This window comes from Bacillus cereus group sp. MYBK195-1 (assembly GCF_051916605.1).
Classification (GTDB): domain Bacteria; phylum Bacillota; class Bacilli; order Bacillales; family Bacillaceae_G; genus Bacillus_A; species Bacillus_A cereus.
On the sequence record NZ_JBQAGZ010000002.1, the window covers coordinates 424,292 to 448,929 of the forward strand.

Genomic DNA, 24,638 nt, shown 5'->3' on the forward strand with positions numbered 1-24,638 from the left:
GATTTAATGACGCGAAGCAAATGAGAAGAAGCAGGGTGAACACCTGCTTTTCGTTTTGTTTTATAAGTGAAAAAATGAGGTGTTACAATGGATAAACGAATTTCGATTGCTATAGATGGTCCAGCAGCTGCAGGGAAAAGTACAGTGGCAAAAGTTGTTGCGAAGGAACTTTCTTATGTTTATATTGATACAGGCGCAATGTACCGTACGCTTACATATGCAGCCCTTGAACAAAAAGTAGACATTGAAAATGAAGAGCAGTTAATGGAAGTTGTAAAGAATGTAAATATTGAGTTTCAGCAAGGAGAAAATACACAGCTTGTATTTTTAAATGGACAAGATGTTTCTGAAGTAATTCGTACACCTGATGTGACGAATCGAGTATCTATTGTAGCGAAACATCGCCTTGTTCGTGAAGAAATGGTACGTCGTCAGCAAGAGTTAGCGAAAAAAGGTGGCGTTGTAATGGACGGCCGTGATATTGGTACACATGTATTACCGGATGCTGAAGTGAAAATCTTTATGCTTGCTTCTGTTGAAGAAAGAGCGGAAAGAAGGCATTTAGAAAATTTAAATAAAGGTTTCGATTCTAATTTAGAGCAGCTAAAAGAAGAAATTGCTCAGCGTGATAAATTAGATTCAGAACGCGAAGTTTCTCCACTAAAAAAGGCTGATGATGCATTGGAATTAGATACGACTTCTTTATCAATTGAAGAAGTTGTCCAAAAAATTATGAGCATTGTTTCTGGAGTGTTTGCGAAATAAAGAAAGGGGATAATCCTCTTTCTTTTTTTGTTTAAATAGAAATGTAAAGGATACGTGAATTGTGAGTCTCTTTCCTTGACAAATGAGCTGATTTGTAAGAAGTTAGTTAAAGAGGAATAAAACTGTCAGAATATATTCGCTATTATATTTCAAAACATACTTTTTTCAAGCTGGTTTTGCTGTATACTATTTATATAGGTTTAATATATTTTCTTGTGAATGTTATTGAAAAAGAGTATGTGATGAGAAATTCTTAAACATGCAAATGAAAACTTTGTTTTCATTTCGTATATACATAAAAAATGCTTTGTCAATTCTGTAGGGAGGTATTTCCATGGTAGAGAAAATGAATGAAGAAGTTATGGATTCAAAAGAATTACAAGTTGGTGACGTTGTTACAGGTTCTGTAACGAAGGTTGAAGAGAAACAAGTGCTTGTAAATGTTGGATACAAAACAGATGGCGTAATTCCAATTAGTGAATTAGCTAACGTTCATATTGAAAAAGCAAGCGATGTTGTAGAATTAGATCAAACACTAGAGTTAAAAATTATTAAATTAGAAGAAGATGATCTTGTCTTATCTAAACGTGCTGTTGATGCAGAAAAAGCATGGTTAGAACTACAAGAGAAATTTACTTCTGGTCATGTATTTGATGTTACTGTAAAAGATATTGTGAATGGCGGATTAGTTGTGGACCTTGGTGTTCGCGGTTTTATTCCCGCTTCACTTGTAGAAGTACATTATGTAGAAGACTTTACTGACTATAAAGGTAAAACATTAGCGGTGAAAATTGTTGAATTAGACCGTGAAAAAAATCGTGTAATCCTTTCGCATAAAGCGGTAGTAGAATTAGAACTAGATTCTAAGAAAAAAGAAGCAATTTCTTCATTAAAAGAAGGGGACGTTGTTGAAGGAACAGTACAACGATTAACTGACTTTGGCGCATTCGTTAATGTTGGTGGAGTGGACGGTTTAGTTCACATTTCACAAATTTCACACGAACGTGTAGAGCAACCTTCTGAAGTGTTAGAGCAAGGTCAAAAGGTTAAGGTAAAGGTGTTATCTGTTGATGCTGATACACAACGTATTTCTTTATCAATTAAAGCAGCTCAACCAGGACCTTGGGAAAACGTTGCTGGCGAAATAAAAGCTGGAGATATTCGTGAGGGAGTAGTAAAACGCCTTGTTACATTTGGTGCATTCGTTGAGGTTTTACCGGGCGTTGAAGGACTTGTACACGTATCTCAAATTGCAAATCGTCACGTGAAAAATCCGAATGAAGTATTGGAAATGGGACAAGAAGTAAAAGTGAAAGTACTTGAAGTTCACGTAGCAGAGAAACGTATTTCTTTAAGTATAAAAGAAGCGCTTGAGGAAAATAATGTAACTGAAGATTATAGTCAGTATGAGCCAAATGCTGATTCTGCTACTTTCCAATTAAGTGATATTATTGGTGAACAACTGAAAAAATTAAAGAAATAATGAGGGGTACAAGTGGTAAGGGCAAAACGTAAATTAGATCATATTGAATACGCTCTTTCTACTGGTCAGTCTCGTACGCATGGCTTTCATGATATTGATTTTGTGCATCAAAGCTTGCCAAATTCAAATTATGACACAATAACATGTGAAACAAAAATCGGCGAACTTTCACTAAGTTCGCCGATTTTTATCAATGCGATGACTGGTGGTGGAGGAGAGAAAACGTTACATATTAATGAGCAATTAGCATATGTAGCGAAACATCATAACCTTGCTATGGCTGTAGGTTCGCAAATGGCGGCGTTAAAAGATGAAAGTGAAGCTGCTTCTTATAAGGTGATTAGAAAGGTAAACCCAAATGGTATTTTCTTTGCTAATTTAGGTAGTGAGGCAACTATCGAGCAGGCAGAGCGCGCCGTTGATATGATTGAAGCGAATGCATTACAAATTCATTTAAATGTCATACAAGAGTTAACGATGCCAGAAGGAGACCGTGATTTTACTGGAGTACTTCAGCGTATTGAGAAAATTGTTTTAAATAGTAAAGTTCCTATCATTGTAAAAGAAGTTGGATTTGGGATGAGTAAGGAAACAATGCAACAGTTAGTGAACGTAGGTGTAACAGCAATTGATATTGGTGGGCAAGGTGGTACAAATTTTGCTGCTGTTGAAAATGAAAGAAGACAGCGAATGCTTTCTTATTTTAATAACTGGGGCATACAAACAGCAACCTCGATTATTGAAGCAACCTCTACAAATAATAACCTCTCTTTTATTGCATCTGGGGGTATACAAACAGCGCTTGACGTAGCGAAAGCGATCGCATTAGGGGCGAATACAACTGCGTTTGCTGGTTACTTTTTACGTATTTTAATGCAAGATGGTATCGAGAAGTTAGTGGATGAAATTGAGCTTCTACATACAGATTTGAAATTTATAATGACAGCTCTTGGTGCGAAGACGATAGAAGAGTTGCAATCTGTACCTCTTGTTGTAAAGGGTGAAACATATCATTGGTTAATGCAGCGTGGTATTGATACTGCGCATTATAGTAGGAGATAAAAAATCAACCGTTCGGTTGATTTTTTTTGTTCTATTCTTTTTCGTAATATAAAGTGGAGAATGGGACTAGTATTATATAAAAATATCATTTCGTAAAAATTGCAATTGAAAAAGGACTAAAAAATGTAGATGGTGTGTTGTCGAATTACTGGATAGAACTTAATTTTTAACGGGAATAGGTGAAGGTAAAAAGAAGTAATGGGAGGATATAGTGCGCAAAATATTATTTCAATATAAATAGAAAACATTAAACTGATTATGTAAAAGACGGTTTCGTACAATATCGAAACCGTCTTTTTGTATTAATTAGTGCTGGTTTTGTTTTCGAGCCTGTTCTGGTGTATCAAGTCCAGTTGCACCTGGATATTGTAGTGATTGATCACGATCGGATTCAACGCGGCGTGATTCTCGTAGTTTTCGTTCTTGGCGATCTTTACCCATAATGAATAACACCTCCTTGTTAAAAGTGTTGCTGTTATAAGAAAAAACTATGCGTAAATAAAGTGGATTAACTTTCATAAAAAGTTCCCATAATGGAAAACATAGGAGGTGAAGTTGATGGATGGAAGTACTTTTTATTTTGTAGCTTGGATAGGGTGGATCATTGTAACCTTTTTTATGAAAAAGGACCTTATTCGGTGGAAGTTAGGCGCTTGTATACTGATTTTTATAATTTGCTCTCCGTTACATGTAACGATTGCCTCATTCGTGGTATCAGTAAATGCTCTTTTACTTTGTATTATTTCTTTTATAGGAATCACGCTATATTCTGTCTGGAAAAAATTATATAGCTTACTTTCGGCACTTATTATTGCAATGTTATATACAAGTTTTCATCTGTTAGAAATATATGATCCGATTTGGATTGTGGTGGATAGAGTGTTTCTGCTAAGTAGTGCTCTTGTGTATGCATCGGTGTTATTGCATGGGGATCGCATATTACGATTATGTTCTCTATATGTAGGGATGTTACAAGGAGAGCTGCTAGTGACATTTATTTTTAGGAAATTGAATTTCCCATATGATTACGGTAGTTTAGCATTTTTTGATATCGTCGCCGTTTCTACATTATTCATGGCAGTATTGTTTTGGAGTGCAAAAGCATCAGTATACATGGAACGGTTTAAGAGAAAAACACGTAAAAGAAAGGCGAGGGTAATACATGACTGAATATACACCAGCCATTTTATGCGGCGTAATAGCGGGGACAGTTACAAGGGTGCTAATGCTTCGGACGGATACGCGGCAATATCCGACGAGGCTGCATGGGAAAATTATTCATATTGCAATGGGGTTAATTGCAGCTGCTTTAGGAGCGATTGCAATCCCGTCTATTTTGAAAAAAGATTTTTCTGCCATTACATTTCTTACGTTAGCAGCGACACAATTTCGTGATGTACGTAATATGGAAAGAAATACGCTTCAACAATTAGATGGGTATGAGCTCGTACCGCGTGGAAATACATACATTGAAGGAATTGCATTGGTTTTTGAAAGTCGCAACTATTTGGCAATGTTAACGTCGTTTGCAACGACGTTTGCGTATATAGGATTCCGTTCATGGATTGCAGGAGTAATTATGGCTATAATCGCATTTTTTATCGCGAAAAAATTAATGTCTGGTAAAAGGCTGCATGATCTTGTTGAAATTGAGCACGTTCCGCTTCGTTTTGAAGGAGCAGGGCTTTATATTGACAATATTTACATTATGAATATTGGATTGCCAGCAAGACAAGAAGAAATTATGAAATATGGTATGGGTTTTATTTTAAAGCCGAAATCAATTGATGCGATGGTTACAATCTCAAATTTAGGGCAACGACAAGCTATTTTACACGATGTTTCAGTAGCGTTAGGGATTTATAGAGATTCTGGTACACCAGCGCTTGTACCGTTAGCAAAGCGTGATTTAGAGGATGGCAGGGTTGGGATTTTTGTACTGCCGCAAGATCAAGATGCAGAGAAAGCGATAGGTGTCATAGGAAATGTACCAACGTTAGAAAGTGCTGTCCATATGTCATCGGAAGCCCCGAAAGGAAGGGGAGATAAGAGATGATGTTAGAAAGTGTTATTCTGGCAGTTATAACAACGACTCCAGAAAAATTTGCAGGTGGTGCTCCTTTATTCGTTTGTGAATCGACAGAGGAACTAGAATTTATTGCAAATAATTTAGAGGCAATTTTAGATGGTATTGCACATCGCTTACAAGAGAATGTATATATTATTGTGAAACATTAGCAACGTGTGTTATAATGTGAGGTGTTTTGATACGTTGAGAAATATTCTGGAATGCAAATCCCTTCTTGCACAAAGAAGGGTTTTTTACATAATAAACAGAAGCAAGTTGAAAGGATGAAAGTATATGCCGAAACCAGTAATAGCGATAGTAGGTCGCCCGAACGTAGGGAAATCTACTATTTTCAATAGAATTGTTGGAGAAAGAGTTTCAATCGTAGAAGATATTCCAGGTGTAACGCGCGATCGTATTTATAGCGCTGGAGAATGGTTAAATCATGAATTTAACATTATTGATACGGGCGGAATTGATATTGGAGACGAGCCGTTTTTGACACAAATTCGTCAACAAGCTGAAGTAGCAATTGATGAAGCGGATGTTATCATTTTTATGACAAACGGTCGTGACGGTGTAACAGCAGCTGATGAAGAAGTTGCAAAAATTTTATATCGTTCAAATAAACCGGTTGTACTTGCAGTAAATAAAGTGGACAATCCGGAAATGCGCAGTGACATTTATGACTTTTATGCATTAGGATTTGGCGAACCATTCCCAATTTCAGGTACACACGGATTAGGATTAGGTGACTTACTAGACGAAGCTGCACAACATTTTCCAAAGATTGAAGAAGACGGATATGATGAAGACACAATTCGTTTCTCTTTAATTGGACGTCCAAACGTAGGGAAATCATCACTTGTAAATGCTCTTCTTGGTCAAGAGCGTGTAATTGTTAGTAATGTAGCAGGAACAACTCGTGATGCTGTCGATACACCATATAGTAAAGATGGAAAAGATTATGTAATTATTGATACAGCTGGTATGCGTAAAAAAGGAAAAGTGTATGAAAGTACAGAAAAATATAGTGTACTTCGTGCGCTAAGAGCGATTGAACGTTCTGACGTTGTTTTAGTCGTTTTAGATGGTGAAGAAGGAATTATTGAGCAAGATAAAAAAATCGCTGGATATGCTCATGATTCAGGGCGAGCTGTTGTTATCGTTGTAAATAAATGGGATGCAGTGAAAAAAGACGAGAAAACAATGAAAGCATTTGAAGAAAATATCCGTGCTCATTTCCAATTCTTAGAATACGCACCAATTGTTTTCTTATCTGCAAAAACAAGAAAACGTACACAAACATTAATACCGGTTATCGATGAGGTAAATGAAAGTCATAGTATCCGTATTCAAACGAACGTATTAAACGATGTAATTATGGATGCGGTAGCGATGAATCCGACGCCAACTCATAATGGTAGCCGTCTGAAAATTTTCTATGCAACACAAGTTGCGGTAAAACCACCGACATTTGTTGTGTTTGTAAACGATCCAGAATTATTGCACTTCTCATATGAGCGTTTCTTAAAGAATCGCTTACGTGAATCATTTGGCTTCGTAGGAACACCGATTCACATTATCGCTAGAGCAAGAGACTAATGGAGAGGATGTGATTTTATGACAAAAATCACAGTAGTAGGAGCAGGTAGCTGGGGAACAGCGTTAGCGATGGTATTAGCTGACAATGGACATGATGTACGTATTTGGGGAAATCGCCCAGAACTTATGGATGAAATTAATACGAAACATGAGAATAGTCGATATCTCCCAGGCATTACATTGCCAAGCACAATCGTAGCCTACTCTTCTTTAGAAGAAGCATTAGTAGATGTAAATACAGTACTGCTAGTAGTACCAACGAAAGCGTACAGAGATGTATTACAAGAGATGAAAGAAATTGTTACTGAACCAATTACTTGGATTCATGCGAGCAAAGGAATTGAACCTGGTACGTCAAAACGTATTTCGGAAGTGATTGAGGAAGAAATTCCAGAGCATTTAATTAAAGATGTTGTTGTACTGTCTGGACCGAGTCATGCTGAAGAAGTCGGTTTACGACAAGCGACAACAGTTACGTCTGCAGCAAAGCGTATGGAAGCGGCTGAGGAAGTACAAGATTTATTTATGAATAGTTATTTCCGTGTATACACAAATCCAGATATCGTTGGAGTTGAACTTGGTGGTGCGTTAAAAAATATTATCGCATTAGCTGCTGGTATAACTGATGGTCTTGGATTAGGTGATAATGCAAAGGCGGCATTGATGACACGTGGTTTAACAGAGATTGCTCGTTTAGGAAGAAAAATGGGCGGGAATCCGTTAACGTTTGCTGGTCTAACTGGTATGGGAGACTTAATTGTAACGTGTACAAGTGTTCATAGCCGAAATTGGCGCGCTGGAAATATGCTTGGAAAAGGACACTCTTTAGAAGAAGTGTTAGAAAGTATGGGTATGGTTGTGGAAGGTGTAAGAACAACGAAAGCTGCTCATGAATTGGCAGAGAAAATGGAAGTTGAAATGCCGATTACAGCTGCTTTATATGACGTGCTGTTCAATGGGAATAACGTAAAAGATGCGGTAGGCTCATTGATGGGGCGTGTTCGAAAACATGAAGTGGAAGCTATACCTGATTTACTGTAAAGAAAAGCGACAGAAGTACATTTGTACTTCTATCGCTTTTTTTATTTTTTGGGTCTTTTCACCATTTTTTCATTTTTGCATAGGATGAAGAGTAACTTGAGGAGAGGGTGAAAAGAATGGATAATAACATTTTTAATAATATTGAGAAGGAAGCGAAAGTAAATAAAGAGGATATTTTTAAATTAGCATCATCCGTGCAAAATGCGAATTTACGTGATGAAACTGTACTTCGTCAATTAATTCATCAAGTGGCTCTTATGGCGGGACGTGAAGTGCCGAAAGAGCAAGAGGATCAAATTGTAAAAGCGATTATTAATAATAATATGCCAACAGATTTTGGCTCGTTAAGCAAAATGTTTAAAAAATAAATTATGAGAAACAAAGAGTTTGTAGATTGCATATGATAGCCATGAAAGAATGGGAATAGAGCTGTTTTTGGGCATATTTGGTCAACCGAAGCGAGAGATACAATCGCTTCGGTTTTATTTTTGTCTAGATTGGTGAGAAATGCTGGAAAACCTATTGATTAAAGTTACATATTCGCAATTTGTAGTAAAAAGTTCTTTTTGTATTTGTTTAAAGATTTTAATTTGTTAAAATAGTATAAAAATAGATTAATAAAAAGGGGTGTGTATATGTCAGAAGGGCTTATGAAAATGTGGTTAGCTTTAGGGGCAATTGGATTTATGTTTTTTGCAGTAAGTTTTATTTTATTAAGTAGACATAAAATAAAGAATAAATTTTTGAAAGGGATTACAGCGTTAGTAGCGTACACCCTTATGATTGTGTCAGGAATTGTTATTTTTCTTGTTGTATTTAGTGGACCTGTACAGCAGTAAATGGAATGGTCTCGAAAATACTACATACGGAGCAAGTTAGATTAGTATGAAAAGGTGATGGTAGTGAAAAAATTCCATATTATTTTAATATTTTGTTGTATGAGCCTTTTAACGGGGTGTCTGTATCCGAAAGAAAATATGAAGCAAAATGCGGTTCCTTATGAAGATCAGCTACAGGTTGTTCAAAAAGCTGTTGTGACATTTAAGGAGCAAAATGATGGGATATTGCCAATTAAGACGAGGGATATGAGTACACCTATTTATCAAAAGTATCCAATCGATTTTCAACAGATTGCCCCGCGTTATATACAAGAAGCGCCAGGGAATGCGTATGAAAGTGGAGGAGTATACCAATATGTATTAATAGACGTTGAAACAAATCCAACAGTAAAGTTAATTGATGTTAGGATAGCTGAACAAATTCAGGAACTATCTTTAAAGCTTAGGATGTATCGTGATGAACATCAATATCCACCTTTTAAAAAAGTAATTTCAGATGGTGTATATGAATTGGATTTCAAAAAACTAGGATATAAAGATGTGCCACAAGTGACAAGTCCATATTCTGGTAAAGGACTTCCTTTTGTAATTAATGAAAAAGGAGAAGTTTTTGTTGATTATAGAATCGACTTATATGACGCTTTGAAAAGAAATGAAGGGCAGTTTGCGGAGGGAGAAGATATTCGAAATATACTTTCGAAAGGTTCCCCGTTTGTACCAGCTTATTCTTTACCGTACACAGTAAAGGACGGAGAACCAATTTTTTTAAAATGATAAGTCATGAACCTTTCTTTTAGTGAATAAGTTCTAGAAGAAAGGTTTTTTATGTTATACAACTTACGATGCAAACAAAAGATATTTTTTAATAGTCATATGAAATTGGACAAAATTATATGATATATTGTCCGAACTTCTAGAATACCATTATATTATATCAGATATTATAGGCAACGTTAGAGAAGGTATTAGTTGACTATAAACGCGGAATTATTCCCAAAAATTTTGAGGGAGGGAATCACTTGGAAAAGGTAGATATTTTTAAAGATATTGCAGAACGAACAGGCGGTGATATTTATTTTGGAGTTGTAGGAGCTGTTCGAACAGGGAAATCAACATTCATTAAAAAATTTATGGAACTTGTAGTTATTCCAAATATTGAGAATGAGTCTGACCGTCAAAGAGCGCAGGATGAATTGCCTCAAAGTGCTGCTGGTCGTACAATTATGACGACGGAACCGAAGTTTGTTCCAAACCAAGCGGTTTCTATCGAAGTAGATGAAGGACTTGAAGTGAATATTCGATTAGTAGATTGTGTTGGATATACGGTTCCTGGAGCGAAGGGCTATGAAGATGAGAATGGCCCGCGCATGATTAATACCCCTTGGTATGAAGAACCTATTCCATTCCATGAAGCTGCAGAAATCGGCACGCGTAAAGTAATTCAAGAACATTCAACAATTGGTGTTGTAATTACAACAGATGGAACAATTGGTGAAATTCCAAGAAGAGATTATATAGAGGCAGAAGAACGCGTTGTAAATGAGTTGAAAGAAGTAGGAAAACCTTTCATTATGATAATTAATACGGTACAGCCGTATCATCCAGATACAGAGCAATTACGCCAAAGTTTATCAGAAGAATATGATATCCCGGTTATTGCAATGAGTGTGGAGAGTTTAAGAGAAACAGATGTATATAATGTACTTCGTGAAGCGCTATTTGAATTCCCTGTATTAGAAGTGAATGTGAACCTTCCGAGCTGGGTAATGGTGCTAAATGAAGGGCATTGGTTGCGTCAAAGTTATCAAGAAGCAGTTCAAGAAACTGTGAAGGATATAAAACGTCTTCGTGATGTGGATCGCGTTGTTTGGCAGTTTAGTCAATATGAATTTATTGATCGAGCGAGCCTAGCTGGCATTGATATGGGGCAAGGTGTGGCGGAGATTGATTTATATGCGCCAGATGAATTATATGATCAGATTTTAAAAGAAGTAGTAGGAGTAGAAATTCGAGGGAAAGATCATTTATTAAAGCTTATGCTCGATTTATCTCATGCGAAAATAGAGTACGATCAAGTGGCGGATGCACTGCGTATGGTTAAGCAAACAGGATATGGTGTAGCAGCGCCTGCATTAGCGGATATGAGCTTAGATGAGCCAGAAATTATTCGTCACGGTTCAAGGTTTGGTGTGAAGTTAAAAGCGGTAGCGCCATCTATTCATATGATTAAAGTAGATGTAGAGTCAACGTTTGAGCCGATTATTGGTACTGAAAAGCAAAGTGAAGAATTAGTTCGTTATTTAATGCAAGATTTTGAAGATGACCCGTTATCAATTTGGAATTCTGATATATTTGGACGTTCACTTAGCTCGATTGTTCGAGAAGGAATTCAGGCGAAATTATCTTTAATGCCAGAAAATGCTAGATATAAATTAAAAGAAACGCTAGAAAGAATTATTAATGAAGGATCTGGCGGATTAATTGCGATTATACTATAAGAAAAAATCCCTCTCACTGTAGAGGGATTTTTTGTTTTTTTGATTATAAAATAGAAAAATAAACAGTCATTATCTAATACATTGTTGTAAATTGTCAAGTTTCATCAGATTTTCACATTTTCAGAGTAACAATTTCCTTAAAAATATTGAATTATAAAGGAGAATCGTATAATATAGGCGTTGATAATGATTTATCTACATCTTTGTAGTATAGAATTTGCAAAAATTGCCTACAAATGAAAGTAAGACTCATTTTATGATCATTATACAGTCTTATCTTTGGGAGGAGGTGAATGGCATGAACAAGACAGATTTAATCAATGCTGTTGCAGAAGCAAGTTCCCTTTCTAAAAAGGACGCAACAAAAGCAGTAGACGCTGTTTTTGATTCTATCTTAGAAGCTTTAAAACAAGGTGATAAAGTACAACTGATCGGATTCGGTAACTTCGAAGTTCGTGAGCGTGCGGCTCGTAAAGGTCGTAACCCACAAACAGGTGAGGAGATTGAAATCGCTGCAAGTAAAGTACCTGCATTCAAACCTGGTAAAGCGTTAAAAGATGCGGTTAAATAATCCTTACATATTAACAGGGAAGAAGAGTTTCCTTTTTGGGAACTCTTCTTTTTGCTTTTAAAAACATAAATATGCTAGAATGTGTTCGTATCACTTTTAGGTTTTCGGGAGGGCTAGCGGATGGCAAAAGTTAATTTAGAACAAATTGAACATGCAGTACGCCTTATTTTAGAGGCGATTGGGGATGACCCAAATCGTGAGGGAGTACTTGATACACCAAAGCGTGTTGCAAAAATGTACGCAGAAGTGTTCTCAGGTATGCATGAAGATCCGAAAGAGCATTTGCATAAAGTATTCGGAGAAGATCACGAAGAGCTTGTACTAGTAAAAGATATACCATTTTATTCGATGTGTGAGCATCATTTAGTTCCATTCTATGGAGTTGCTCACGTTGCATATATTCCGCAAGGTGGAAAGGTGACAGGGTTAAGTAAATTAGCTCGTACCGTAGATACAATTGCACGTCGCCCACAACTGCAAGAACGTATTACATCAACAGTAGCGAACTCTATTATGGAAGTACTAGAGCCTCATGGTGTAATGGTAGTAGTAGAAGCAGAACATATGTGTATGACGATGCGTGGTGTAAAAAAACCAGGTGCGAAAACAGTAACGACAGCAGTGCGTGGTGTGCTTGAAAATGATGCTGCAGCGCGCAGTGAAATTTTATCGTTTATTAAAACGAAGTAAAGAAAAGCGGGAAACTGCTTTTCTTTTTTTTTTTAGTAAATAAATGATATAGTTTTAACTAGACAGAGTGAGATTAGAAAGATTGCTTACATGAATGGTAGGTGTAGCCAAGTTTTGGTTATAGAAAATAGAGTGTATGTGTTATAATAAGTTTTATGAATTAGAAAACAAGGGTGATTTTTTGTGTGTGACATCTACGGAGGGTATGCGGGTATAAAAGAAAAATTGATGGAGAAATTACGCCATCCTTACTTTATAAACTATATTGAAGAACCATTTATTGATGAAGAAAAGATAGCATTGTTATATGGTGCTTTAAAGAGTGCAAACTTACATATAGAACAAATTGAGCATTACGTAGTAACAATTATGCTTGTACAAATTGCGCTTGATACGCATGAAAGGGTATCAAATAAAGCAGGCGAGGAAGAGATTGAATTCCATAAATGTCGTCAATTAACAGTACTTGCAGGCGATTACTATAGTGGACTATATTATTATTTATTGTCTATGAATCGTGATATTGTTTTAATTCGTGCACTTGCTGAAGGAATTAAAGAGATAAATGAACACAAAATTATGTTATACCAAAAAGCGCATGAAACGACGGATGACATAATGAAAAGCGTAGTAGCGATTGAGTCTGCGCTCCTTCAAAAAACATGTGATCATTTTCATTTATCACATTGGAAGCCATTTATTACATACGTATTAGGTGGAAATCGCCTTCAAAAAGAAATTCAATTGTATGCTGATAAGCAACATTCACCTGTTTTTCAAGCTATGCAAGATGCTTTAGGGGATAAAGCAGAAGTAGTGATTAATGGTTGGATGAAGGAATTGAGAAAGAAAGAAAAACAATTTTTAGAAAATCACACAGACATAAATGAAATAAATTCTGTGTTAAGGAATAAATAGAAGACATAAGCAATTTTACATTGGAAGAAGGTACGAGCATGCAACAATCAAAAGAAGAAAGAGTACATGACGTATTTGAAAAGATTTCTGATAAATACGATGTGATGAATTCTGTAATTAGTTTTCAAAGACATAAAGCGTGGCGTAAAGAAACGATGCGAATTATGGATGTACAACCAGGTAGTCAAGCGCTTGATGTATGCTGTGGAACCGCAGATTGGACAATTGCGCTAGCTGGAGCCGTAGGTGAACAAGGAAAGGTTGTTGGCTTAGATTTCAGTGAAAATATGTTATCTGTCGGTAAGCAAAAGGTAGAGGCGTTACAATTAAAACAAGTAGAACTTCTACATGGGAATGCAATGGAACTTCCGTTTGAAGATAATACGTTTGATTATGTGACGATTGGGTTTGGTTTACGTAACGTACCGGATTATATGCACGTATTAAAAGAAATGACACGTGTAGTAAAACCAGGTGGAAAAGTAATCTGTTTAGAAACATCTCAACCAACAATGATTGGTTTTCGACAAGGGTATATTTTATACTTTAAATATATCATGCCGTTATTTGGAAAGATGTTTGCGAAAAGTTATAAAGAATATTCATGGCTTCAAGAATCTGCTAGTACGTTCCCAGGGATGAAAGAATTGGCTCAAATGTTTGAGCAAGCTGGACTTGAACGTGTGCAAGTGAAACCATTTACTTTCGGGGTAGCAGCGATGCATTTAGGTATTAAACCAGAATCAAAATAGAAAAAAGAAGTTTTAGGTTAAGGTGAACAATATGAAGTTACAACTTATGTACTCTTTTTTACGATCGGATATTAATGTGATAGAAAAAGAATTAAAAAAGACAGTCGCTTCTGAACAGCCATTAGTAGAAGAGGCAGCATTACAGCTTATTGAAGCTGGTGGGAAACGAATTCGTCCTGTATTTGTGTTGCTTGCAGGGAAATTTGGAGATTATAAGTTAGATGCGATTAAGCATGTTGCTGTTGCGTTAGAACTTATTCATATGGCTTCTCTTGTTCACGATGATGTTATTGATGCTGCATTTTTACGACGCGGCAGTGCGACTGTGAATGCGAAATGGGGAGATCGTATTGCGATGTATACAGGGGACTATCTGTTCGCTAAGTCTCTTGAATGTATAACAAATATCGAAATTCCAGAGGCGCATCAAGCGTTATCACATACTATTTTAGAAGTCTGTAAAGGTGAAATTGAACAAATTAAAGATAAATACAATTATGACCAAAATTTAAGAACGTATTTAAGAAGAATAAAGCGAAAAACAGCATTATTAATTGCCGCGAGTTGTCAATTGGGAGCGATTGCTGCTGGTGCTAATCGTGATACGGTAAATCGTCTATTTTGGTATGGGTATTTTGTAGGGATGTCTTATCAAATTATTGATGACATTTTAGACTTCGTTTCCACAGAAGAGAAACTTGGAAAACCTGCTGGCGGAGATTTACTACAAGGGAATATTACACTTCCTGCTTTATATGCGATGGAAGATCCAGTACTTCGTCAGAAAATCACATCTGTACATGAAAATTCAACAGCAAGTGAAATGCAAGAAATTATTGATGCTGTAAAAAATAGTACAGCAATTGATCAAGCATTTGCGTTTAGTGAACGTTATTTACATAAAGCTTTAGAAATAATAAAACCACTTCCACGTGGAAAAGCAAAGTACGCATTACAAAATGTTGCAAAGTATATTGGAAAACGAAAATTTTAATGTTTATTCTAAAAAATAAAATAATCTCTCTATTTCAAAACTATTGCACAATTGTGATAAGGGTGATAATATGTGTGTGGGGATATACAATTACATACATAATTCAGAAGTGGAGAGATTTTTTATGGAAAAAACATTTCTAATGGTAAAACCAGACGGTGTACAACGTGCCTTCATTGGGGAAATTGTAGCTCGTTTTGAGAAAAAAGGCTTTCAATTAGTTGGTGCAAAATTAATGCAAGTCACTCCGGAAATTGCTGGACAACACTACGCTGAGCATAAGGAAAAACCTTTCTTTGGTGAGTTAGTAGACTTTATTACATCTGGACCTGTGTTCGCAATGGTATGGCAAGGTGAAGGTGTAGTAGATACAGCGCGTAACATGATGGGGAAAACAAGACCACATGAAGCAGCTCCTGGAACAATTCGTGGAGATTTCGGTGTAACTGTTGCGAAAAACATTATCCATGGTTCTGATTCTTTAGAAAGCGCAGAGCGCGAGATTGCTATTTTCTTTAAAGAAGAAGAATTAGTTGACTACTCAAAATTAATGAATGAATGGATTTACTAATTATTTTGAAATAATTTGTAAACGCTTTAATCACTGTGATAATAGTAAAAAGTGCAAGGAGAATAGGGGTATTCTTCTTGCACTTTTTTTATTTTCAGTTAGTTACGAAGTTTGAGCTGTTATGATATATTGATATTTAAATTAGGCCTATCGGAAATATAGAATAAGAAAATGGTCGATTTATGATATAATTTCTTTAATATTTTTAGAATGATAAAAGTTAATATAGTGAGATAAATACATATACGAAAAGAGGAATAACGTATGCGATATATTACAGCTGGTGAATCTCATGGTCCACAACTTACAACGATTATAGAAGGTGTTCCGGCAGGATTGTCTTTAGTAGCAGATGATATAAACGAAGAGTTAGCTAGAAGGCAAAAGGGATATGGGCGCGGTAGACGCATGCAAATTGAAACGGATCAAGTGCAAATTTTAAGTGGTGTTAGACATGGAGAAACATTAGGTTCCCCTATTGCACTTGTTGTTGAAAATCGTGATTTTGCACACTGGACAAAAATTATGGGGGCGGAGCCTTTAACTGAGCAAGAAGAAAAAGAGATGAAAAGGAAAGTGACAAAACCAAGGCCTGGGCATGCTGATTTAAATGGTGCGATTAAATATGGTCATAGAGATATGAGGAATGTACTGGAACGCTCGTCAGCGCGCGAAACGACGGTGCGTGTTGCTGCTGGTGCGGTTGCTAAAAAGGTGTTAGAAGAACTTGGTATTAAAGTGGCGGGCCATGTAATTGAAATTGGCGGTGTACAAGCTAAGGAGATTACGTATAGTTCAATTGAAGAATTAAAGAGTATTACAGAAGCATCTCCTGTACGTTGCTTAGATGAAGAAGCTGGTAACCAAATGATGAAAGCAATTGATGATGCGAAAGCAAATGGTGATTCAATCGGTGGAATCGTTGAAGTAATTGTGGAAGGGATGCCAATTGGAGTAGGTAGCTACGTGCATTATGATCGAAAACTGGATGCGAAATTAGCAGCTGCAATTATGAGTATTAATGCTTTTAAAGGTGTCGAGATTGGAATTGGTTTTGAAGCAGCGCATAGACCAGGAAGTGAAGTTCATGATGAAATTCTGTGGGATGAGGAGCATGGATATACACGAAGAACAAATAATGCAGGTGGACTAGAAGGCGGTATGACGACTGGAATGCCAATTGTTGTGCGCGGTGTGATGAAACCGATACCTACACTTTATAAACCTCTTCAAAGTGTAGATATTGATACGAAAGAGCCTTTTACAGCGAGCATTGAACGTTCAGATAGTTGTGCAGTGCCAGCAGCTAGTGTCGTTGCAGAAGCGGTTGTGGCTTGGGAATTAGCGACAGCTTTAATAGAACAATTCGGATTAGATCGTATGGAACTAATTCGTGAAAATATTGAGAAACATAATGAATATGCGAGGGGATTTTAATGGGAAACATACATATTCAAACGAAATCAAAAGAATATGATGTACATGTTGGTAAAGAAGCGTTGTCAAACTTAACAACGATCGTTCAAAATATGCAGCCAGCGGTATCTAACGTAATGATCATTTCAGATGAAGCTGTTGCATCACTACATTTACAGACAGTTATCGATGCATTACAAGTAGAGCAGCACGTGTTTTCGTTTGTTGTACCAAGTGGCGAAAAAGAGAAGTCTTTCGAAAATTTCTATGCGGCTCATACGTCAGCTCTTGAAAATAAATTAGATAGAAATTCTTTAATTCTTGCACTTGGAGGCGGAATGATTGGAGATTTAGCTGGTTTTGTTGCTGCATCGTTTATGCGTGGTATTCGCTTTGTGCAGGTTCCGACAACTTTATTAGCGCACGATAGCGCAGTGGGTGGGAAAGTCGCGATTAACCATCTGTTAGGTAAAAATATGATTGGTGCATTCCATCAGCCAGAAGCAGTTGTATATCATACACCGTTTTTACAGTCTCTTCCTGAAAAAGAGTGGCGTTCAGGTTATGCAGAGGTGATAAAGCATGCTCTTATCGGTGATGTGGAGCTATACCATTGGTTAAAAGAAGAAGTGCAAACATTAGCGGATCTTCATGATGAGAAGTTAATCCATATATTAACGAAGGCGATTCCTGTAAAGGCAAATGTTGTGTCACAAGATGAAACAGAGAAGGGTGTACGTGCTCATTTGAACTTTGGACATACGTTAGGACATGCTCTTGAAAAAGAGCTAGGGTATGGAAATATTACTCACGGTGACGGTGTAGCGGTTGGAATGTTATTCGCCATATTTTTAAGTGAGCAAGTGTACAAGGTTGATCTTGCTTATGAAGATATGAAGCAGTGGTTCTTGAAATACGGCTATCCAAAAATGCCAAGAGATTTGAATGTAGAGCGCCTCGTTCAATTGATGAAACAAGATAAGAAAGCAAATGCAGGAGCAATTCATATGGTGCTTATGCAGGAATATGGGGTAGTGAATGTCGTATCTATTTCAGATGAGACTGTTCATATTGCGTTAGAGGCATTTCAAAAAGATATGGTTTAAAATGATAGCGAAGTGCTGTGAAGTGCTCATTTAGAGGTATTCTCGTAATAGTGACGGTTATGACAAAAGATTACAGTAAGGGGCTATAACCGTATTGTAATCAAATTGAATGAAATGACTGGGGGAAGAAAAATGAGAGTGAAAGAGCAATTGTTAACTTTGAGAGCGTATGTGCCTGGGAAAAACATTGAAGAAGTAAAAAGAGAATATGGTTTATCAAAAATTGTGAAATTAGCATCCAACGAAAATCCATTCGGTTGTTCAGCACGTGTGACAGAAGCATTAACTTCTTTAGCGAGCCAATATGCCCTTTATCCAGATGGATATGCCTTTGAACTTCGGACAAAAGTAGCGGAACATTTAGGTGTAAAAGCAGAACAACTACTATTTGGTAGTGGATTAGATGAAGTCATTCAAATGATTAGCCGAGCGTTACTACATGAAGGAACAAACGTTGTAATGGCGAATCCTACGTTTTCACAATATCATCACCATGCTGTTATTGAAGGAGCAGAAGTTCGTGAAGTATCACTTAAAGATGGTATTCACGATTTAGATGCAATGCTAGAGCAAGTAGATGAGAAAACGAAAATTGTATGGATTTGTAATCCGAATAATCCAACAGGTACATATGTTGAGAAACAAAAATTACTTTCATTTTTAGAATCAGTTCCTAAGTCGGCTCTCGTTATTATGGACGAAGCATATTATGAATACGCGGAAGCAGAAGACTATCCGCAAACATTACCACTTCTTGAAAAGTATGAAAATCTTATGGTTTTACGCACGTTTTCAAAAGCATATGGTTTAGCTGCTTTTCGTATCGGATATGCGATTGGGGATGCGAAGTTAATCGGACAGCTAGAAGTAGCTAGGTTACCATTCAATACATCAACTGTAGCCCAATCTGTAGCACTCGCTGCATTAGAAGATCAAGCCTTTTTACAAGATTGTGTGCAAAAGAATGCTGAAGGTTTAAATCAGTATTATGCATTTTGTAAAGAATATAACGTATTCTATTATCCATCTCAAACAAATTTCATTTTCTTAAAACTGGGTATACCGGGTAATGAAGCTTTTGAACGATTAATGAAAAAAGGATATATCGTTCGTTCTGGTGCTGCATTTGGTATCGATGATGGTATTCGTATTACTGTCGGTTTGAAGGAAGAAAATGATGAAATTATAGAGTTGCTGAAAGAGCTTGTAAATGAGCAAGTACAGAAAGAAGAAACATATTCTTAAGAGATTGTGAAGGCTCCTAGTATAGGAGCCTTTTTTATCGCATTCAAAATAAAGGTTGAAGACTGCTAATTAAGTTATTCTGTAAACCACGGTTTGTATGGCTCGATAATTAGTGAGAGAAGTTATTTGCACGGTCATAAAAGAAAGCGGTACAATAGAAGATGATGATAAGGTATCGGTGTCATATCCGAACCTTTTGAACAATTAACTACTCTGTAAGAAGAAGTATAAGAAGAAGCATGCTCATTCTAAAGGTTGCGTTCTAACAGTGAGTTGCTTATGATAAATGAACAGAAGAGAATATTTTTTAGAATTAAAGGAGACGTTTATGCAAAAGTTTGAACAAGCTGTTTCATATATTGAAAATGGTGAAGCGGAAAAAGGATTACAATTATTAAAAGAACAATTAAAAATTGCGAATGATGAAGAGAAGTATGATATCGCTCGTTACTATCATACGCTTGGATTTACAGATGAGGCATTAGCAATTACTGAAGACTTACGTTTACTGTATCCAGAAGAAAGTGAATTCACTGTATTTTTAGCAGAATTATATATTGATCTAGATAAAGAAGATGAAGCGATTGAAGTGCTTCATGATATTCCAGAAAATGACGATTTATATGTTCAATCGTTATTACTTGTTGCAGATTTATTCCAAATGCAAGGTTTTGATGATGTAGCAGAGCAAAAACTATTAAAGGCGAAAGAAATGATGCCTGATGAACCTGTTATTACGTTTGGGTTAGCAGAATTATATAGTAGTAAAGGTGAAGAACAAAAGGCAATTACTTATTATGAATCGCTATTAGCGGAACATAAAGTAATGGGTGGTGTTGTGATCGCACTTCGCCTCGCAGAAACGTTAAGCGCGATCGGAAACTGGGAAGAAGCGATTTCTTATTATGAAGCAGGCCTAGAGGAACAAAAAGATATTCACTCATTATTTGGATATGCCTTTACATTATACCAAGGTGAAGAATATCAGAGAGCAATTGGTGCTTGGCAAGAACTAAAAGAATTAGACCCTGAGTACGCATCACTGTACATGTATTTAGCGAAAAGCTATGAAAAAGAAGGAATGCTTCAAGAAAGCTATGAAACGCTTCATGAAGGAATTAAAGTAGATGAGCTTTCAGTTCCATTTTATGTAGAGTTAGCGAACATTGCGGCGAAATTAGGAAAAATAGTAGAAGCAGAGGAAGTTCTTCAAAAAGCGCTTGAGTTAGATCCAGGGCATTTAGGTGCAACATTAAAATATGCATATATCTTAAAAGAACAAGAAAAGTACGAAGAGTTAATTGCAATTGTAGAGCGTGCTATTGATAGTGGAGAACCAGATACACAACTACTTTGGGATCTTGCGTATGCAAAAAAACAATTAGAAATGTATTCGGATGCATTAAAACACTATGAAAGTGCATATACTTCTTTTAAGAATCATCCAGACTTCTTAGAAGAGTACGGTTATTTCTTATTGGAAGAAGGAAAACGAAAAGAGGCGAAAGAAGTATTTACCCAGTTATTACAACTAGACCCGACACAAATTCATATTGAAGAGTTGTTATATAATTTAGAGGATTTTTCATAAGTTGGAAGGAAACTGAATGCCGCTTCTTGAATCTAAAAAGAAAAGAGAAAGACAGAGGAGGGACTTAATTGCTATGAATACCCCTGTTTCTGTAAACGAGAAGAAGGATTTTGTAAAATGGTTTTTGAATAATTACCAACTGAAACAGCGTGAATGTGTATGGATTCTGAATTATTTAATGAGTCACGACCAATTGATGCATAAAGTCCACTTCGTAGAGCATGCAAAATATTGTCCGCGTGGCTTAGTGATGTCAGCGAATTGTGTGAAAGACACACCGTTTCACTTTTTTAAACAAAATGTTATGACAACAGATGCTGAAAAATCGTTTCATGATATTCGTTTAAATCGAGATGAGGATATTTATATTCAACTCAACTTTAAATCATCGTTTCAAAATGCGAATTATGTAGCTGTATTAGAAGAAAACCCATATCTACCAAAGCATATTGAAGTAAATGAAAAAGATCGTTTACTTGCAGAAAGGTTTTTGGAAGAAAGTGTATTTTCGTTTAGGAGAGAACGCCTTTTGAAACAAATTGATGAAGCGTTAGATAAGCAAGATAAGGAAGCGTTTCATAGATTAACGGCAGAGTTAAAGACTTTATAGAATTTATTTGGATTAATTAATTTTTACAAATTTCAGACTTTTATCAAGAAAAACTACCTATATTGGGTAGTTTTTCTTTTTTTACCTCTTTTAGTGTGGTTTAATATATATAAAGTGAAAGTTCTGTCATTTGTAAGTGAAGGAGGGAAGGGATTTGAAGTGGATTGTAAAAGATGTAGAACAGTTTGAGCAAGCAAGAGAGTATGTTGATACAGGAGTAATACCGCTGTTATCAATTTCGGCAGCAAAAGAAATGAAAATGGTTGTAGAACAAGGCGAATTTATCGAATTGTTGAGCACGGAATTGGAAAGAGAGTATAAAGGAAGAGTGCTTTTACTGCCTGCGTTTACGTATTTGGTAGAAAGTCAAAAGAATGAAAAAGGTCGTTTGCAAGAATGGACAAATCATTTACGAAGTGAAGGTTTTAAGCATATTGCTTATGTTACAAGTGATTTTTCATGGAAAGAGGATATGCAAGAGTTACAGGGAGATTTATTTTGGTTTCCTTCATTAGCGTTAGAACAATTTAGTGATCAAGCAAAAAGAGAAGTTATTCATGCGCATATAAAAAATATAATGGTGATGTTGGAAGATAAATGGGGAAACTCGCAATAAACAGAAAGTTCTTATTATTATGAGTAGTATGATATTGACCTGTGCATGAGCGTATTATATCATGATAGTGTCCTAGTTTTTATTTTTTATATAATTTATCACGAGGGGACAATTTCTGATAGAGGGGGGGAATTTTCGTGAGCGACAAAGAACATCGCGTGTCAAGAAGACAATTTTTAAATTACACACTCACAGGGGTAGGAGGCTTTATGGCTGCCGGTATTTTAATGCCGATGACGCGATTTGCGCTTGATCCGGTGTTAAGAAAAGAAGCGGGAACAGATATGGTTGCTGTTGCGCAAGTAAAGGATATTACAACAGAGCCGAAGCGTTTCGATTTTAAAGTGAAGCAGGTTGATGGTTGGTACAAGTCTGAAGAACCAAAATCGGCTTGGGTTCATAAAGATGAAAGCGGAGACATTGTTGCGTTCTCTCCAGTATGTAAACATTTAGGATGTACAGTTAACTGGAATTCGGACAAAGCACATCCGAATCAATTCTTTTGCCCATGTCACGGGGGGCGTTATACAAAAGATGGGATTAACATTAAAGGTACGCCACCCCTTGCTCCGCTTGATGTGTACGAGTCTAAAGTGAAAGATGGAACGCTGTATCTAGGAAAAGCGAAGCCAAGAGGGGGTGCAAAGTAGATGTTAAATAAAATTTATGATTGGGTGGATGAAAGATTGGATATTACACCAATATGGCGTGATATCGCTGATCATGAAGTACCTGAACATGTAAACCCGGCACATCACTTCTCTGCATTCGTCTATTGCTTTGGAGGACTTACCTTTTTCGTTACTGTAATTCAAATTTTATCTGGAATGTTTTTGACGATGTATTATGTGCCTGATATTAAAAATGCTTGGGAATCAGTTTACTATTTACAAAATGAAGTTGCTTATGGGCAAATTGTTCGTGGTATGCACCACTGGGGTGCTAGTCTCGTAATTGTAATGATGTTTTTACATACACTCAGAGTTTTCTTCCAAGGTGCGTATAAAAAGCCCCGTGAGTTAAACTGGATTGTTGGTGTTCTTATTTTCTTTGTTATGTTAGGTCTTGGTTTTACCGGATATTTATTGCCGTGGGATATGAAAGCTTTATTTGCTACAAAAGTAGGGATTCAAATTGCAGAGCAAACACCGCTCATTGGTCCTTATATTAAAACATTACTCGCTGGTCATTCCGAAATTGTTGGCGCTCAAACATTAACTCGCTTCTTTGCTATTCACGTCTTCTTCTTACCAGCAGCACTTCTAGGTTTAATGGCCTTCCACTTCATCATGATTCGCAAACAAGGTATTTCCGGTCCACTATAAGAGATTGCTAAATTAAAGGGGAAAGAACAAAAGGAGGGAGATTATGCATCGCGGCAAAGGGATGAAGTTTGTAGGAGATTCTCGGGTACCAGTAGCTCGGAAACCAAATATTCCAAAAGACTATTCTGAATACCCAGGGAAAACAGAAGCATTTTGGCCGAACTTCTTGTTAAAAGAATGGATGGTTGGTGCAGTTTTTTTAATCGGTTATTTATGTTTAACAGTGGCGCATCCGTCGCCGCTTGAGAGAATGGCGGACCCAACTGATGCTGGATATATACCACTTCCAGATTGGTATTTCTTATTCTTGTATCAGTTATTAAAGTATTCTTATGCTTCCGGTTCATTTACTGTAATTGGAGCATTTATTATGCCAGGGATTGCGTTTGGAGCATTACTGTTAGCTCCATTTCTTGATCGAGGTCCAGAAAGACGTCCATTGAAGCGTCCTGTGGCAACTGGATTTATGCTTTTAGCAATTGCATCGATTATTTTTTTAACTTGGGAATCTGTAGCACACCACGACTGGGAAGCTGCAAAAAAACAAGGAGCAATTGTAAAAACAGCGCCAGTTGATAAAAATGATGATGGCTATAAATTAATGCAAAAAAATACTTGTTTAACATGTCATGGTGACAATTTACAGGGCGGGGCAGCAGCACCGGCACTGCAAAACTTAACTTTAAAGCCAGAAGAAATTGCTAAAATTGCGAAAGAGGGAAAAGGTTCAATGCCTAAAGGTGTATTTAAAGGTACGGATGAGGAACTGAAGAAGCTTTCGGAATTCGTTGCAAAGTATAATAAAAAATAATAAAAAGCTGACTACAAAATTTGTAGTCAGCTTTTCTATTTAGTTGGATGAAGTTTGTTAT

Annotated in this window: 28 protein-coding genes; 27 read left to right on the top strand and 1 reads right to left on the bottom strand. The window is 36.5% G+C overall.

What is annotated here, in order from left to right; translation table 11 throughout:
- Positions 1 to 87: 87 nt before the first annotated feature.
- The 3 genes from cmk (at position 88) to ACTFRY_RS11880 (ending at position 3,310) form a co-directional block, all read left to right on the top strand.
- Entirely contained in the window at positions 88 to 765 is a 678-nt protein-coding gene (cmk, locus tag ACTFRY_RS11870) for a (d)CMP kinase (protein WP_000361252.1), read from the top strand.
- Between the two features lie 334 nt (positions 766 to 1,099).
- Positions 1,100 to 2,248 (top strand): 30S ribosomal protein S1, encoded by a 1,149-nt coding sequence (rpsA, locus tag ACTFRY_RS11875; protein ID WP_350369205.1) that lies wholly within the window; start codon positions 1,100 to 1,102, stop codon positions 2,246 to 2,248.
- Between the two features lie 12 nt (positions 2,249 to 2,260).
- A complete protein-coding gene (locus tag ACTFRY_RS11880; protein ID WP_000251036.1) occupies positions 2,261 to 3,310 on the top strand; it encodes a type 2 isopentenyl-diphosphate Delta-isomerase in 1,050 nt (349 codons plus the stop codon).
- Positions 3,311 to 3,616: 306 nt separating this feature from the next.
- Here the strand turns inward: ACTFRY_RS11880 and ACTFRY_RS11885 are convergent, their stop codons facing one another.
- The gene (locus ACTFRY_RS11885) at positions 3,617 to 3,751 is read right to left on the bottom strand and encodes a YpzI family protein (protein ID WP_000513900.1); all 135 of its coding nucleotides are present in this window, start codon (positions 3,749 to 3,751) and stop codon (positions 3,617 to 3,619) included.
- A 117-nt stretch (positions 3,752 to 3,868) separates the two neighbouring features.
- On the opposite strand from ACTFRY_RS11885, the gene ACTFRY_RS11890 reads away from it, so the two are divergent.
- The 24 genes from ACTFRY_RS11890 (at position 3,869) to qcrC (ending at position 24,577) form a co-directional block, all read left to right on the top strand.
- Positions 3,869 to 4,480, top strand: a complete 612-nt coding sequence (locus ACTFRY_RS11890) for a YphA family membrane protein (protein WP_000349096.1) — start codon at positions 3,869 to 3,871, stop codon at positions 4,478 to 4,480.
- Positions 4,473 to 5,366, top strand: a complete 894-nt coding sequence (locus ACTFRY_RS11895; protein WP_000141596.1) for a YIEGIA family protein — start codon at positions 4,473 to 4,475, stop codon at positions 5,364 to 5,366. The genes ACTFRY_RS11890 and ACTFRY_RS11895 overlap by 8 nt, the downstream gene beginning before the upstream one ends.
- Complete coding sequence (locus tag ACTFRY_RS11900) at positions 5,363 to 5,548, top strand: capping complex subunit for YIEGIA (RefSeq protein ID WP_000979058.1); 186 nt, start codon at positions 5,363 to 5,365, stop codon at positions 5,546 to 5,548. Before ACTFRY_RS11895 ends, ACTFRY_RS11900 begins: the two co-directional genes overlap by 4 nt.
- 124 nt (positions 5,549 to 5,672) lie before the next feature.
- Positions 5,673 to 6,983 (top strand): ribosome biogenesis GTPase Der, encoded by a 1,311-nt coding sequence (der, locus tag ACTFRY_RS11905; RefSeq protein ID WP_001125893.1) that lies wholly within the window; start codon positions 5,673 to 5,675, stop codon positions 6,981 to 6,983.
- An 18-nt stretch (positions 6,984 to 7,001) separates the two neighbouring features.
- Positions 7,002 to 8,024 (top strand): NAD(P)H-dependent glycerol-3-phosphate dehydrogenase, encoded by a 1,023-nt coding sequence (locus ACTFRY_RS11910; RefSeq protein WP_000161763.1) that lies wholly within the window; start codon positions 7,002 to 7,004, stop codon positions 8,022 to 8,024.
- A gap of 116 nt (positions 8,025 to 8,140) precedes the next feature.
- Positions 8,141 to 8,392 (top strand): stage VI sporulation protein F, encoded by a 252-nt coding sequence (locus tag ACTFRY_RS11915; RefSeq protein WP_000369754.1) that lies wholly within the window; start codon positions 8,141 to 8,143, stop codon positions 8,390 to 8,392.
- A 267-nt stretch (positions 8,393 to 8,659) separates the two neighbouring features.
- On the top strand, positions 8,660 to 8,863 hold the full coding sequence (locus tag ACTFRY_RS11920; protein ID WP_001289004.1) for a DUF2768 domain-containing protein: 204 nt from the start codon (positions 8,660 to 8,662) through the stop codon (positions 8,861 to 8,863).
- Between the two features lie 63 nt (positions 8,864 to 8,926).
- On the top strand, positions 8,927 to 9,637 hold the full coding sequence (locus ACTFRY_RS11925) for a hypothetical protein (RefSeq protein ID WP_000713405.1): 711 nt from the start codon (positions 8,927 to 8,929) through the stop codon (positions 9,635 to 9,637).
- A 245-nt stretch (positions 9,638 to 9,882) separates the two neighbouring features.
- A complete protein-coding gene (spoIVA, locus tag ACTFRY_RS11930; RefSeq protein WP_000416519.1) occupies positions 9,883 to 11,361 on the top strand; it encodes a stage IV sporulation protein A in 1,479 nt (492 codons plus the stop codon).
- Between the two features lie 298 nt (positions 11,362 to 11,659).
- Positions 11,660 to 11,932, top strand: coding sequence for an HU family DNA-binding protein (locus tag ACTFRY_RS11935; protein ID WP_001043860.1), 273 nt, complete (start codon positions 11,660 to 11,662; stop codon positions 11,930 to 11,932).
- A 120-nt stretch (positions 11,933 to 12,052) separates the two neighbouring features.
- The gene (gene folE / locus ACTFRY_RS11940) at positions 12,053 to 12,622 is read left to right on the top strand and encodes a GTP cyclohydrolase I FolE (RefSeq protein ID WP_001151482.1); all 570 of its coding nucleotides are present in this window, start codon (positions 12,053 to 12,055) and stop codon (positions 12,620 to 12,622) included.
- A 183-nt stretch (positions 12,623 to 12,805) separates the two neighbouring features.
- Positions 12,806 to 13,540: a heptaprenyl diphosphate synthase component 1 gene (locus tag ACTFRY_RS11945; RefSeq protein ID WP_000332850.1), complete on the top strand. Its 735-nt coding sequence runs from the start codon at positions 12,806 to 12,808 to the stop codon at positions 13,538 to 13,540.
- 38 nt (positions 13,541 to 13,578) lie between these two features.
- Positions 13,579 to 14,292 (top strand): 2-heptaprenyl-1,4-naphthoquinone methyltransferase, encoded by a 714-nt coding sequence (menG, locus tag ACTFRY_RS11950; RefSeq protein ID WP_001187674.1) that lies wholly within the window; start codon positions 13,579 to 13,581, stop codon positions 14,290 to 14,292.
- Positions 14,293 to 14,323: 31 nt separating this feature from the next.
- Positions 14,324 to 15,286, top strand: a complete 963-nt coding sequence (gene hepT / locus ACTFRY_RS11955; RefSeq protein WP_000776077.1) for a heptaprenyl diphosphate synthase component II — start codon at positions 14,324 to 14,326, stop codon at positions 15,284 to 15,286.
- A 124-nt stretch (positions 15,287 to 15,410) separates the two neighbouring features.
- Positions 15,411 to 15,857: a nucleoside-diphosphate kinase gene (ndk, locus tag ACTFRY_RS11960; RefSeq protein WP_000415883.1), complete on the top strand. Its 447-nt coding sequence runs from the start codon at positions 15,411 to 15,413 to the stop codon at positions 15,855 to 15,857.
- Positions 15,858 to 16,121: 264 nt separating this feature from the next.
- Complete coding sequence (gene aroC, locus ACTFRY_RS11965; protein WP_098616284.1) at positions 16,122 to 17,294, top strand: chorismate synthase; 1,173 nt, start codon at positions 16,122 to 16,124, stop codon at positions 17,292 to 17,294.
- Positions 17,294 to 18,379 (top strand): 3-dehydroquinate synthase, encoded by a 1,086-nt coding sequence (gene aroB, locus ACTFRY_RS11970; protein WP_098616283.1) that lies wholly within the window; start codon positions 17,294 to 17,296, stop codon positions 18,377 to 18,379. Before aroC ends, aroB begins: the two co-directional genes overlap by 1 nt.
- Before the next feature lie 132 nt (positions 18,380 to 18,511).
- Complete coding sequence (gene hisC, locus ACTFRY_RS11975; RefSeq protein WP_001264023.1) at positions 18,512 to 19,624, top strand: histidinol-phosphate transaminase; 1,113 nt, start codon at positions 18,512 to 18,514, stop codon at positions 19,622 to 19,624.
- 328 nt (positions 19,625 to 19,952) lie between these two features.
- Positions 19,953 to 21,215: a tetratricopeptide repeat protein gene (locus tag ACTFRY_RS11980; protein ID WP_001168671.1), complete on the top strand. Its 1,263-nt coding sequence runs from the start codon at positions 19,953 to 19,955 to the stop codon at positions 21,213 to 21,215.
- Between the two features lie 73 nt (positions 21,216 to 21,288).
- Positions 21,289 to 21,825: a ReoY family proteolytic degradation factor gene (locus ACTFRY_RS11985; RefSeq protein WP_001095925.1), complete on the top strand. Its 537-nt coding sequence runs from the start codon at positions 21,289 to 21,291 to the stop codon at positions 21,823 to 21,825.
- A 154-nt stretch (positions 21,826 to 21,979) separates the two neighbouring features.
- Positions 21,980 to 22,441: a YpiF family protein gene (locus ACTFRY_RS11990; RefSeq protein WP_098616282.1), complete on the top strand. Its 462-nt coding sequence runs from the start codon at positions 21,980 to 21,982 to the stop codon at positions 22,439 to 22,441.
- A gap of 137 nt (positions 22,442 to 22,578) precedes the next feature.
- Positions 22,579 to 23,091, top strand: a complete 513-nt coding sequence (qcrA, locus tag ACTFRY_RS11995) for a menaquinol-cytochrome c reductase iron-sulfur subunit (protein WP_001280593.1) — start codon at positions 22,579 to 22,581, stop codon at positions 23,089 to 23,091.
- Positions 23,092 to 23,766, top strand: coding sequence for a menaquinol-cytochrome c reductase cytochrome b subunit (gene qcrB, locus ACTFRY_RS12000; protein ID WP_000932700.1), 675 nt, complete (start codon positions 23,092 to 23,094; stop codon positions 23,764 to 23,766).
- Between the two features lie 43 nt (positions 23,767 to 23,809).
- Entirely contained in the window at positions 23,810 to 24,577 is a 768-nt protein-coding gene (gene qcrC, locus ACTFRY_RS12005) for a menaquinol-cytochrome c reductase cytochrome b/c subunit (RefSeq protein WP_000554603.1), read from the top strand.
- Positions 24,578 to 24,638 lie beyond the last annotated feature (61 nt).